At 64.5% G+C, this 13,059-nt stretch carries 10 protein-coding genes; 5 read left to right on the top strand and 5 right to left on the bottom strand.

Annotated features, from left to right (window positions below):
* Positions 1-45 precede the first annotated feature (45 nt).
* The 5 genes from BISU_RS01310 to BISU_RS01290 all read left to right on the top strand — a co-directional run bounded on the left by BISU_RS01310 (position 46) and on the right by BISU_RS01290 (position 6,680).
* Complete coding sequence (locus BISU_RS01310) at positions 46-390, top strand: hypothetical protein (protein WP_024463724.1); 345 nt, start codon at positions 46-48, stop codon at positions 388-390.
* Positions 387-2,012: a PGAP1-like alpha/beta domain-containing protein gene (locus tag BISU_RS01305; RefSeq protein ID WP_024463723.1), complete on the top strand. Its 1,626-nt coding sequence runs from the start codon at positions 387-389 to the stop codon at positions 2,010-2,012. Before BISU_RS01310 ends, BISU_RS01305 begins: the two co-directional genes overlap by 4 nt.
* Before the next feature lie 279 nt (positions 2,013-2,291).
* The gene (purB, locus tag BISU_RS01300) at positions 2,292-3,737 is read left to right on the top strand and encodes an adenylosuccinate lyase (protein ID WP_024463722.1); all 1,446 of its coding nucleotides are present in this window, start codon (positions 2,292-2,294) and stop codon (positions 3,735-3,737) included.
* Between the two features lie 32 nt (positions 3,738-3,769).
* The gene (locus tag BISU_RS01295) at positions 3,770-6,241 is read left to right on the top strand and encodes a lysylphosphatidylglycerol synthase transmembrane domain-containing protein (RefSeq protein ID WP_081672730.1); all 2,472 of its coding nucleotides are present in this window, start codon (positions 3,770-3,772) and stop codon (positions 6,239-6,241) included.
* Positions 6,242-6,398: 157 nt separating this feature from the next.
* The gene (locus BISU_RS01290) at positions 6,399-6,680 is read left to right on the top strand and encodes an HU family DNA-binding protein (RefSeq protein WP_024463720.1); all 282 of its coding nucleotides are present in this window, start codon (positions 6,399-6,401) and stop codon (positions 6,678-6,680) included.
* 200 nt (positions 6,681-6,880) lie between these two features.
* On the opposite strand, the gene BISU_RS01285 is transcribed toward BISU_RS01290, so the two are convergent.
* The 5 genes from BISU_RS01285 to arc all read right to left on the bottom strand — a co-directional run bounded on the left by BISU_RS01285 (position 6,881) and on the right by arc (position 12,970).
* Entirely contained in the window at positions 6,881-8,428 is a 1,548-nt protein-coding gene (locus BISU_RS01285) for a proteasome accessory factor PafA2 family protein (protein WP_024463719.1), read from the bottom strand.
* A complete protein-coding gene (locus tag BISU_RS01280) occupies positions 8,428-8,649 on the bottom strand; it encodes a ubiquitin-like protein Pup (RefSeq protein WP_024463718.1) in 222 nt (73 codons plus the stop codon). Before BISU_RS01280 ends, BISU_RS01285 begins: the two co-directional genes overlap by 1 nt.
* 100 nt (positions 8,650-8,749) lie before the next feature.
* Entirely contained in the window at positions 8,750-9,589 is an 840-nt protein-coding gene (locus BISU_RS01275; protein ID WP_024463717.1) for an inositol monophosphatase family protein, read from the bottom strand.
* A gap of 145 nt (positions 9,590-9,734) precedes the next feature.
* Positions 9,735-11,324, bottom strand: a complete 1,590-nt coding sequence (gene dop / locus BISU_RS01270) for a depupylase/deamidase Dop (protein WP_024463716.1) — start codon at positions 11,322-11,324, stop codon at positions 9,735-9,737.
* On the bottom strand, positions 11,321-12,970 hold the full coding sequence (gene arc / locus BISU_RS01265; RefSeq protein WP_404801776.1) for a proteasome ATPase: 1,650 nt from the start codon (positions 12,968-12,970) through the stop codon (positions 11,321-11,323). Before arc ends, dop begins: the two co-directional genes overlap by 4 nt.
* Positions 12,971-13,059: the final 89 nt, after the last annotated feature.

Here is a 13,059-nt window from a genome sequence, read left to right as displayed (position 1 = left end):
CTGCACCGCTTGCCGGCATGATGAGGCATCGCGTTCAATGACGGTATGCACTACACCGCCGATATCAGCCGCCCCGCGTCTTTGGCAGAGGCGCGGGGCGAGGTTCCTGTTCTGCCTGGGCTAGCCCAGCGACCGCTCGGCACGGGCTCATGCCCATGCCATAATGCCGTCGCCTCAAGCCGTGACCTCATCGCTTCGCTGGCGCGCTCCACGCTCGAAGCAACGGATTACGCGCGAGCCGCGATCACCCGATCCGCGACAATTGAATGGGAAGGCAAGGCCGCCGAATACTTCCACGCACGCATGAACGCCGACGCCGCCTCATCCGTGCGAACGGATGAGGATATCGGCGCGATGCAGACGATGCTCTGGCAGGACGGCGCATCATGAAATGGCGCGTCACCTCCTCCATCGGCGGCGGGAAAAGCTACACAGCGGCGGCACGGGAGGAATACGCCGGCATCGCACAGGTTTTGGACGATGCCGCGTCGCAGCTGTCCGGACAAGCCACAGCCTGGTCCGCTGCGGCGCTGCAACTGGGCAATTACCGCGCCAGCGGCATCTGCCAGCTGACCGGCAGCGGCGCGTCAGGACTGGCGGCTGGCTCGGACGCGGCTGATTTCGGCATCGGCATTGATCATGAAAGCCTGCCTTACCATGCGCTTATCGAAGGCTGCGACAATGCCGCAGTCCAATGCCAGACGCTCAGCCAGGGTCTCAGCGCCATGGCCAGTCTGCTGGTCCGGGCCCATTCGCTCTACTCGCAGGCGGAGCATGCCACCCGCGGCGCGATGAACTCGCTGATGGAAGGCTCCGGCACGATATTACCTTGGCAAACCGCCGCAGGGTTCCTCGCGCTGGCCACAGGCGGCGCCATAGCCAGCTCGGTCGGAGAACGTCGTTTCAATCCCCTAGGCGCACTGTCCAGCACCGCATGGGCCCAAGAAGGCGCACTGCGCGCGGCAAGCAACCATGTCAACGTCCGTGCGATGGGAGTAAGCGGTCTGGGAGCGGGTGTGGATCGCGCTGCAGGGATCCTGTCCATGGGAACCTCGCGCCTCGTCGATTTCGCGCAAGGCAATCTGCTGCGCGTCGAACGCGTGGAGGCCACCCGACCGGTGGTGGGCGAATCCCACAGCGTCGCGCAATCGCTGGCGAATCTGCAGCGTCTTGCCGCGCAGCGTCGCGACGCCGCCGGCGCCAGCGCGAACGGCAACGGCAGCAACCTCGACTACGGAACGATAGCGATTCAGAAGTACCGCAATGCGGATGGCACGCTCTCATGGCTGGTCACGATTCCCGGTACGGACGGCAAGCCGGATTCGGCATTCGGATGGCCGCATAATCTGGAGGTGATGAGCGCAGACGCGGGCCAGCGGATGCGCGGCGACAGCGCGCGCATGGTGGCCGAAGCGATGAAGCAGGCCGGCATCGGGTCCACGGATCAGGTGGCGCTGATCGGGCATTCCCAAGGCGGCATCGTCGCTGCGGCGATCGCCTCCGACATGAAGGACAGCTACCGCATCGAGCATGTCGTGACCGCGGGGTCGCCGGTAGCCAATCACCCCGTGCCGCATTCAACCTGGATGACGAGCATCGAGATGGAGGACGAGCTTGTGGCGGCACTCGACGGGGCGGCGAATCCATCGGATGAACATTGGCTGACCATACGCGGCAGGGCGCTGCCCGAACCCTCCGGAACGTCTCCGGCAATCAACGCCGACGAATCATGTCTGCCCGGGGCGGCGCCCGCGTTCGTCAACCCGTTCTCCTCCGCGCCCGTCGAAGGAGCGGCGGAGCGCAAGGAGAGCACCCATCATCTGCGATACCACCAAGCGGCGTACCGCAATGCGAGCGATCTCGGCTCCCCGGCCGTGCAGTGGCACGAACGGCATTTCCAGGACATCGTCAGCGGCAAGCTCGAAGAGACCTCCTATTGGCAGGGCCGCATGGCCTCGGGTCCGCCGACCGCGCCTGGCGAGCGCATCGGCGCCCGCACGCCAATGCGATAGGCAATGCAAGCGGCAAAGAAAGGCAGCGAACAAGGCGCGATGAATCACAGTGCGCGGCATCGCGTCACAATGCGCATGACCCGTGCATGACCCCATGCATGACCGGGCATGCACGGATGTGCACGAGCGGTTCTTCGCCCGTCCTCGAGGATCTGATTCGTTTCGAGGCAGAGCCATCCATGCGTGAGCGGTTCGTTGATGCGTTCGAACGTTTTGCGATCCTGAGCGGCATAGCCAGGCATGCGTGAGCGGTTCACGGCTCGAAGTACGCTGTAGCCTATGCAGCTGACTGATATCTCCCCCGCAATCGCCCTGACCTCATTGGATGGCCGCTATCACCGCCAAACCGCGCCGCTGGTTGAATTCTTAAGCGAACCCGCGCTCAACCGCGAGCGTATGCGCGTCGAGGTGGAGTGGATGATCCTGCTGAGCAACGGCTTCGACGGCAATGCCTCGGCACCGGTGCTCCAAGGTCTCAATCCGCTCAGCAAAGCCGAATGCGAATTCCTGCGCGCCATCCCCGAGGGCTTTGATGCCGCGGGCATCGCCCGCCATGCGGCCTACGAAGCGGTGACGCATCACGATGTGAAGGCGGTCGAGTACTACATCGACGACGAGCTGGACAAGGCCGGCAGCGTTCTCGGCTCGGACAGCGCGCTGCCGGGACTCAAAACCCTAGTGCATTTCGCCTGCACCTCGGAGGACATCAACAATCTCGCCACGGCCCGCTGCGTGAAGAACGCCGTCGAGCAGGTCTGGCTGCCCGCAGCGCGACGCGTAACCGACCAGCTGAGCGATATGGCGCAACGCTATCGCGCGTTGCCGATGCTCTCGCTGACGCACGGCCAGCCCGCCACGCCAACAACGCTGGGCAAGGAGATCGCGGTGTATGCGCACCGGCTCGGGCGCCAGCTGGGCCATGTCGAATCCCAAGAGTATCTCGGCAAATTCAACGGCGCGACCGGCACTTTCGGCGCACATGTCGCAGCCTGCCCGGACGCGGACTGGATCGCGATCTCGCGCGAGTTCGTCGCCAACCGCATGGGGCTGACTTGGAATCCGCTCACCACGCAGATCGAAAGCCACGACTGGCAGGCCGAGCTCTACGGCACGATCAGCCACACGAACCGCATACTGCACAATCTCGCCGTGGACATCTGGATGTACATCTCGCGCGGTGTCTTCGCGCAGGAGCCGGTCAAGGGAGCCACCGGCTCGTCCACGATGCCGCACAAAGTCAACCCCATCCGCTTCGAGAACGCCGAGGCGAATCTCGAACTGTCCTGCTCGCTGCTCGACACCCTCTCCGCCACGCTGGTGGAAAGCCGCTGGCAGCGCGATCTGACCGACTCCACCACCCAGCGCAACATCGGCGCCGCGCTCGGCCACGGGCTGCTGGCTCTGGACAATCTGGGCGGCGGGCTGCAATCCATCCACCCCAACACGATCGTCATAGCCCGTGAGCTCGAAGAGAACTGGGAAGTGCTCGGCGAACCCATCCAGACCGCGATGCGCGCCGCCGAGCTGGCCGGTCTGCCCGGCATGGAGAAGCCCTACGAGAAGGTCAAGGAGCTGATGCGCGGACACGAGATCTCGCGCGAGGACGTCGAAGGCTTCATCGACTCTTTGGCCTTCGACCCCGCCACCGCCGAGCGCCTCAAAACGCTGAGTCCTGCAGGATACACCGGCCTGGCAAGCACCTTGGTGGACTACGAGAAGCGATGAGCCGGAGCGAAGCATCCGCTCCGGCGGCGACGATGCAGGATTCTTCCCCATCATCGTCGTCGCCGGCGCCATCGCCGTCACCACAGCCTTCTCCCTCTGTGCGCATCAATGATGTCGCGCCTGAGCGCTCGCGTGACTTCGCCGACCTCATGCATGCCGCGCTGGCGCTGATCATCACTGTGGCGGTCATCCTGATGGCCGTGTATCTGCGCGGATTCACCACCGGCGTCGAATCCGACGCCCGCACCGCGAGCCGGGCCTTCGACTGGCTGCTGAACATGCCCATCTCGGTGGTGCAGCAGCTGACGACATTCGTCATCGTCGTCAGCGTGCTGGCCCATATGCTCATCGGGCGCGAATGGCTGCAATCCTCCATCGCGGTCATCGCGTTGTTCGGCGGCTACGTGGCGATTCGCGTCCTGTCCCTCGCACTGTCGCATTTCGGCGGGATGGCGCTGATCGCGCCATTCGCCTCCCCCGGCACGACGATGGGAGGCTCCGGCCTGCTGCCGGACATCTACGCCGGCATCGGCGCTTTTCTGACCGTCGCCGGCCCGCGCCGGCTGCGCTCCACGGTGCGCTGGAGCTGGAACATTCTCTACGCCGTGGCCGTCGTGCTCGTCATTCTCTCCTGGCATTCCCTTTCCGGAGCGCTCGCCTCCTTCGCGATCGGCCGTCTGGTCGGCATGCTGCTGCGTTTCGCCGCCGGCACGCAGAACAAGGGCGAATGGGGGCAGGAGATCGTTGATTCCCTGCGCAACATCAATCTGCGGCTGGTCAGTCTCACGCGCCGGCAGAGCGACAAAGGCGACGCCGGCGTGCTGCAGACCTCGCTGGACGATGATCTCATAGAGAATTCGCGCATCTACGACGCCGTGGACGATGCCGGCGAACGCTATATCGTCTCCGTCCTCGACGCCCAGACGCACAGCGCGGGCTACTTCAACCAGCTATGGCAATGGCTGCGGCTCACCGGCGTCCCGATGCGGCGGGATCGTTCGGCAACCGACGCCAACCACCATCATCTGGCGATGATTCTTGGGCTGGCTCACTTGGGGCTGTCCACGCCGAAAGCGTACGGCGTCACCGATAGCGAGGAATCCTCGCTTTTCGTCTTCCAAGCAGAGGGCGTCGCGCAGCCCTGCGATCCCGACTCGCTGAGCGACGAGGACGCGGTAGCGGCCATGCGCTATCTGCGCACCGCCAACAACCGCGGCTACACGCACCGGCGCATCACGCCCGAGTCGCTGGCCCGCACAGGCGAGGGCGCGATAGTGCTGGCCGGCTGGCATAACGGCGATTGCGCCAGCAGTGGCGCGAACGTCGCGCTCGACAAGGTGCAGCTGCTCAGTCTGCTCGCCTCCCTCATCGGCGTCGAGCGCACCGTCGCGGCGGCGCGTTCAGCCTGGGGCGACGACATGCTCATCGCGCTGACGCCGTTCCTGCAGAAGGTCGCCGTGCCCTACGCCACGCGCGCATTGCCCGGCTGGAGCAAGCAGCTGCTAGGCGAGATGCGCACTGCCGTGAATGCGCTGGCCCCTGAAGATCGCACGGAGAACGCCGAGCCCGTGACGCTGTCGCGCTTCAGCCTGCGGTCCTTCATCGTCATCGCCATGGCCGTCGTGGCCGTCGCCGTCATCCTGACCCAGCTGCAGCCCGACGAAGTCATCAACGCGGTGCGCCGGGCCAAAATCGGCCTGGCCTTCCTGTGCTTCGCGTGCAGCATTCTCGCTTGGGTGGGCGCTTCGATATCGCTGGGCGCGTTCATGGATAAGGACAAACGGCATCCATTCGCGCTCTTCTGCTCGCAGGCGGCGTCAGGATTCACGGCTGTGTCGATGCCCGCCGGCGTCGGCCCGGCCGTCGTGAACCTGCAGTACCTGCGCAAAAGCGGGTACCGCAGCGCCGCTGCGACGGCGATCATGAGCGCCACTTGGCTGGTGCAGGCGCTCAGCACCATTGTGCTGGTGCTGAGCATCGGCCTGTTCACCGGCCGCAATACGCTCTCGGGCATGATACCGGGCCCCACGCTGATCGTCGTGATCGGCATCGCCGCGCTCGCCTTCTGCGCTGCGATGGTCATCGCGCCGCTGCGCCGGCTGCTCGTCGTCAAATACCTGCCGATCATCAAGGCCTACGCACGCCAGCTCGTGGATGTGATTTCGCAGCCCACGAAGATGCTCGTCTGCGTGCTGGGCTCCCTAGTGCTCAATATCACCACTGGGCTGGGATTCTGGGCCGCGCTGCTGGCCTTCGGCTATCCGACGAATCCCATGGAGACGATTTTCATCTTCCTGCTCGCCAACACGCTCGGCTCCGCCGTGCCGACCCCGGGCGGCCTGGGGGCTGTCGAAGCGGCCCTGCTGTTCGCCTTCTCGTCAGTCGGCGTACCTTCCGCGGTGGCGCTGTCGGCCACGCTGCTCTACCGTGTGTGCTTCTATTGGCTGCGCATCCCGTTCGGCGCGCTGGCCATGAAATGGCTCGACCGTCGCAATCTGATATGACCACGCCGCGCGAACGCGCCTCAGCCGGCTTCCATTTTGTGAATCATCGGCTAAAACCGTTGAAAATGCGGCATTTGGGATGGATTTGCGCTAATATCAATGGGTGAACGTGGCTTTTGAAGAAATACGAAAGCCCCTGACTCAAGAAGGATGCTTTATGGCATACAACAAGTCTGATCTCGTCTCGAAGATCGCCCAGAAGTCGAATCTGACCAAGGCTCAGGCCGAGGCAGCGGTCAACGCATTCCAGGACGTGTTCGTCGAGGCTCTGCAGTCTGGCGAAGGTCTGAAGCTGACCGGTCTCTTCTCAGCCGAACGCGTCAGGCGCGCTGCCCGCACCGGTCGCAACCCGCGCACTGGCGAGACCATCAAGATCCCCGCCTCCTACGGCGTGCGCATCTCCGCTGGCTCGCTGCTGAAGAAGGCCGTGACCGAGTAAGGTCCGCCTTTCGCCATGCAGTGCAGGCGATTGATATGAGTGAGTCCTGGCTGAAAACAGTCAGGGCTCACTCATATCAGGCTCATTCATATCGATTGTGGAGCCGCGTCAATGAAAACGATCGGCAAGGCTGGCTCCGTGCAGACTCTTCGTGCCGGCTTCTTCGCCGATCGGCGTCATGCATGCCCAGCGGCGTGCTGCTACGCTCCGAGCCGGCTCATAAGACGGCGGTAGTCATCGCCGGGTTGCGTCTCGAAGGGGTCGATCAACACGGCTTCCGCCCGCTCGCCATCCTGGCCGGAGGTTCCCAGCGTCAGTCTCGTCCAGTCGCAGGAGAAGCGCGCGTCGCATTGCAGGGCCTTGGATACAAGGGCTCCACGCAACGCAGCGCGAGTGTCCTGTGGCGCATGCACCATGGCCTCGTGCACCTGCGACGGGGTAATAATCGTGCGCATCGCACCGTGCCGCACCAGCGAATCATAGGCTGTGCCGTTGGCCACATCGTGATAGTCCAGGTCGAGCTGCGCGAAACGCGCTGCAGGCATGCCGGGATGGCGTCGGCGCAGCGCTTCGAACAGCGATTGTTTCGCTATCCAATCCACGCGGTTCTCAAGAGCCGCGAAATCGCCTGTTCCCAGACGATCCAGCGCATCGTTCCATTCGCGCATCACAGCTTCGATATCCAGCCGTGGCATCGCCTCGCGCACCTGCGTGCCGTAGTCCTCAAGAAAACGCGCTACAACGGCCGCGTAGTGGCGTTGCATGCCCAGCGCATCGACGGCTTGCGCGCAGGGCTTTCCGCCGCCAGCCGCGGCCGAATTCATTTCGCCGTATTCAGCCTGCGCTTTGGCGAATCCTTGCGCGTCCGCAAGTTCCAGCGGCGTGCCGCTGAATTGCAGGTCGCGGCTGACCGCGCGATTGGCGCTGCTGGGGTCCTTCAATGCGCATGCTTCAAGACCTGAGCTCACGCCGCGCCGCGCCGCCTGCTCGATGACGCACAGCACGAGATGCGTCGTGGCGAGCTTCATCAGCCCCGCATGCTGCGAGCGGTTCGAGTCGCCGATGATGACATGGAGGCGTCGGTAGCGTTCGGGGTCGGCATGCGGCTCGTCGCGCGTGTTGACCATCGGACGCTCGCGCGTTGTGGCCGAGGAAATGGACTCATCCAAATAGTCGGCCCGCTGCGAGATCACCAGGCCGCGCTCGGAAAGCCTGCCGGCTCCTGAGAATATCTGACGCGTGATCAGGAATGGCAGCAGCGCCCGCTCGACATCGTGCAGCGAGACGAAGCGGCGCACCAGATAGTTCTCGTGGCAGCCGAAGGAGTGCCCTGCCGAATCGACGTTGTTCTTGAACAGGTGCACAGTCGTGCCCTCGCCGCATTCGAGGCTCAGCCTGCGTTGGGCATCGAGCGCCAGCTGGCGCATCAGCCGCTCCCCCGCCAGGTCCTGGGCCAGCGCAGTGAGCGGATCGCGCGCTTCGGCGGTCGCGTACTCGGGGTGCGAGCCGACGTCAAGGTAGAGCCTGGCGCCGTTGGACAGGTAGGTGTTCGTTGAGCGCGAACGCGAAACCACCGGCCGGAACATCGCCATGGCCACCGTCGCGGCGTCGCACGGCTTGTTTGAGCCGGTCACGCTGACGCCGTATTCGGTTTCGATGCCGAAGATCCTGGCGAAGCCGTGCTGCTTCTCATCGTCCCGGAGGCTGAACGCCGAGCCGGTATTGCCGCTGTCGCGCAGCTGAGGCATCACTGCCCGCCTTTTTGCACAAAATTGCCGACGTACTCCTCCGCATTGGACTCCAATGTGGACTCGATGTCGTCCAGAATGGAATCCAGCGCGTCGCCCTGATCGGCTTTGCTGTTTGTTTGCCGCGCAGCGGCAGCGTCTTCGGCTTCGCGCGTGCGCAGCGCCTCGACGTTGTCGAACTGGTCATCCTGTGATTGTCTGCGTTGGAATTGCTGTGGCATATCTCCTCGATTCTTGTCACGTTATCATGCGCGTCGCATGCGGCCTGCCAGCCGTGCGCCGCTGAAAACACTGCGAACGAACTGCCCGATTCCGTGGGCTTCAGGACAGATACGGGCGAAGCTCGTCGATGATCAGCCCGTTGGATGCCACGACGTCGTTCTCGCGACGCCAATGAATCGGCTCGCCGTTCCATTGTCGCAGCCTGCCCTCGGCCTCCCACACCACGACCGCTCCGGCTGAAACCGCCGGCACGTCCCACTGATGCAGATTCGGTTCGAAATAAGCGTCATATGTGCCGTCTGCGACCTTGCACAAGTCGAGCGAGGTCGGTCCGACGCGCTTGATGTCGGCCGGCTTGCCGGCGATGGCGGCGACCACATCCAGCGAACGCTTGGATTCCTCGGGGAAGTAGGACATGCCGTAGCATACGACCGATCCATTGAGCGATGCGGTGGTCGAAGGCATGATCTTCTCGCGCCGATCCCCGGTCTGAGCGTGCCAGATGCGGATCGCCCCTTTCCCCTTAGCGGCCAAGTAGGTCAAGCCGAGAGCCGGAGCGTGCACCACGCCGAGAATGGGCTGCGCCGAACCCTCTTCGTCGAATTCGAACAGCGATACCGTCACCGTCCATTCGGACATGCTGCGCATGAAGTTGATGGCCCCGTCGATTCCGCTCACGCACCAGAAGCGGCTTCCCGGCTCGCATTGCTCGGGTCGCGTCGCCCAGAAGCCATCGAAGGGATCGAGGTAGGTCAGACGGTTTTCGATGAAACGGATCAGCCAATCGTCGACGCCTGAGGTGACCTGCTCGCGGTCGTCGGGGATGCTCGGCGTGGACGCCGTAACGAGATCGCGGGGCATCAGCTGATCCCGCAACGCGCGCTTGCCCGCATCCTGAGTCACATCGGCCACTTTCAGCGCCAAAACCCGTAGATCCATAGTCTTCTCTCTCACCTCATGCCTTATGCTGCCTGTACTGTGGCCTGTTGGGACGCCGGCCGTGCTCGCTAGATTCTACTTGCCGTCCATGATGTTTATGCTGCACTGATGCTGCGATCGCATCGGCATTGATTGCACCGGCATTTCATGTAGCGCCGATGTCCATGATGCCTTTGAGCGCCGAAGCGGCCGTCGGTCCCTTATGTTCCCGCAGCGCCTCCGCGCATGCTGCGGCGGTCCAGCGCTGCGGATCCGACATATCCATGCTGAGCAGCCCTGCGGGCGAGTCGGGGTCGCGCACGGTGACGCGCGACCACGAGACGGCCGCCAATTGATCGGGATAATGCCTCAGCAGCCAGGCACGCAGCCAGGCACGCGTGTCGTCCGGCGGCTGGGCTTCGGCGCTCTGCAGTTGCGCGGCATCATCCAGACAGACCGTGCGCGTGCGCAGTTTCTCCCAAGGCGAAATCGCAGGGTCCAATGCGGCCCAGCGCAGATCCAATGCAGCTATGCGACTGTCCGACCATAGGCAATGCAGCCGGCGGCGCAGCCGTTCGAGCAGCTGCCATTTGAGCAGCCATTCCAAGCGCGAGGCCTCGGCGGCCATACCCAGCCGCTGATCGTCATCGGCATGGCGCACCGCCGCGGTGTCGGCCATGGCCTGCCGCCACATCGCCATGACGCGCACGGTGGGCCCATCCGGCCACAGCGGCTCCCCACGGCTGTCGGTGCCATACGTGCGGGCGCCGGCCTCGTACACCGCCGACAATAATCTGGCCTGCAGCTGCCAAGCGGTGATCGCGCCGCCGTTTTCGAGCGGCAGTTCGGCGGCAAGCCCCAGATCATGGGACACCGCATGTACTGCGGCCACCGGTTCGGCCAGGCGAACCGCCTCAAGCAGACCCGCGATATCCATGCCGCAGGCCTGAGCGTTTTCGAGCAGCCACAGCAGCATGCTCGTGGTGCCGAGCTTCAGCGCCTGCGGCGTATCCATGCGGTTGGCATCCCCGACGATGACATGCAGCCGGCGGTACTCCCCCGGCGCATGCGGCTCGTCGCGCGTGTTCACGATCGGCCGGTCGAATGTGGTCTGCAGGCCGATTGCCGTATGCAGGTAGTCCGCGCGCTGGCTGAGCTGGAATCCGGCCGTTTCGCTGCTTTCGCCAAGCCCCACGCGTCCGGAGCCGGCGTAGATCTGCCGCGAGACGAAATGGGCGGTCGTCAGCGCCGCGACCTGCTCGAAGGGCACGCTCCGCAGCATCATATAGTTCTCATGGGTGCCCCAGCTCGCGCCTTTGCCGTCCACATTGTTGCGATGCAACGCGATTGCCTTGCCGGAACATTCGCTGGCCTTCCGGGCCGCCTCACGCATCAGGATATCGCCCGCATGGTCGTATCGGACGGCCGTGAAGGGGTCTTTGGTCTCCGGGGCGCTGTATTCGGGGTGGGCGTGGTCGACGTAGATGCGCCCGCCATTGGGAGCCACGACATTCGTGATATTGCGCTGCGGCTCGTCGGTGAGCATGTCGGGGCGGGCCTGTGCGCGGGGCAGCCGTCCACCGCGTGCGTCGTTGACCGGGTCCTCCCGCTGGTAGTCCCATCGGATATGCGCCGTGCCCGGGTCGGCCGCGGCAGCCACCACGGCAAAGGAAAGTCGGACCGGATCATAGGACCCCGCGTTCGCCAGCGAAACCGCGTATTCGGTTTCCGTGCCCATCACGCGCACGACGCTCATGAGCGCATCGCCCCCGCCGGGCGCAGCGCGACGACCCGGCCGCCCGCCACGCCGTTGATCCGCGACCACTGCTGGGCGTCGACGTCCAGCACCGAATCCGCGCTCTCGCCATATTCCTCCTCGACCGCGGCGCCCAGCAGCTGCGCGTCAAGCCTGATGTCGCTGCGCGACTCGATGGACTGCTTGACGGCATGGGTTTTGGCCCGGTCGATGATATTGCGCAGCATGGCGCCGGAAACCAGATCCGCCAGATACAACGGACTCCAACGTCCCTGCTCGTCGCGCAGGTCGGCGATATGCCTCCGTTCATCGCGCGCGTAGATGTCGTTGACCAGAACACCGGACAGAGCGTCGGCGTCCATACCCGGATCGAGCGGCAGATCGTCGGTCAGGTAATGCCGGACGATCTGCTTCGCCTGCGCCGCGCCGGGCCGGTCCACGCGGATTTTCACGTCGAGGCGCCCAGGGCGCAGCACGGCCGGATCGATCATGTCGACGCGATTCGAAGCACCGATGACGATGACGTTGTCCAGTCGCTCCACGCCATCGAGTTCAGCCAAGAACTGCGGCACGATCGTCGTCTCCACGTCGCTGGAAACCCCGCTGCCGCGCGTGCGCAGCAGCGAATCCATCTCATCGATGAATACGATGACCGGCCGGCCGGATTCGGCCCGTTCTCGCGCCCGCTTGAAGATCATGCGAATCAGCCGCTCGGACTCGCCGACGTATTTGTTGAGCAGCTCAGGGCCTTTGACCGAGAGGAACACGCCGGAACCGGTGCCGCTTCCCTCGGCCAGCGCGTGCGCCACGGCCTTGGCGATCAGCGTCTTGCCGTTGCCGGGCGGGCCATACAGCAGTACGCCTTTGGGAGGGTTGAGATCATAGCGCTCGAACAAAGCACGATGCAGGAAGGGCAATTGCACGGCATCGCGAATGCGCTCGATCTGCGCGTCGAGACCGCCGATGTCGTCAAATGTGACATCCGGGGTCTCCTCGAGCACCAGATCGGTGGCGTCCTCGTTGGCAATCGCCTCAAGGGCGAGCCGCGCGGCAGGGTCGACGCTCACCCTGTCGCCGGCGGAAAGCGCGACACGGCTCAGCGCCGAGCCACGGCGCACGAGAGCCGCGTTGCCGGAGGCATCCGCCACGACCAGACGGCCGTCGCCGAGCACCTGCGTGATGCGCCGGACCATCCCCAAGCCGTCGACGTCGCGCTGATCGACCAGCACCATGTTCTCGTTGAGCAGCACCGTGCAGCCTGCGGCGAGCCGCGAGGCGTTGACGTTCGCCGCCACCGGGACGATCATGCGCCGGGCGCCCGAGATGACCTCGGCGCTGGCATGGCGCACGCCCTGCTCGTCGGTGTGTGAGGATTCCAAGCGCACCATGACAGCGAAGGTCATTGGCGGCTGGACGAGCTGGGCCAGCTGCGACTTCGCCTTGTTCAGCTCTCTGCCCGCGCGCTGCAACGCCGCCGCGAGCGCATGGTTCTTAGCCATGAGCTGGTCGTTGAATGCGGCAAGCGCCTCGGGGCTTCGCCCTATACCCCCATGGCTCTGCGCCGATTGCGCGCCGTCGGCCCCATCGGCCATATCCGGGGTCGCGCCGGCCGCACCCGTGGCCTCGTCGGCCTTGCTGTTCTCCATCACGTAAGTTGCCTCGTTCGCCTTGTCCGTGCTCGATCCATCTGCATCTGTTCGCCCGTGCCCATTTGCCTGCGCACGTTAAACATGCG

Source organism: Bifidobacterium subtile (assembly GCF_000741775.1).
GTDB classification, from domain to species: Bacteria; Actinomycetota; Actinomycetes; order Actinomycetales; family Bifidobacteriaceae; genus Bifidobacterium; species Bifidobacterium subtile.
Note: the sequence above shows the minus strand (reverse complement) of the source record. Positions and strands in the feature narration are given on the sequence as shown.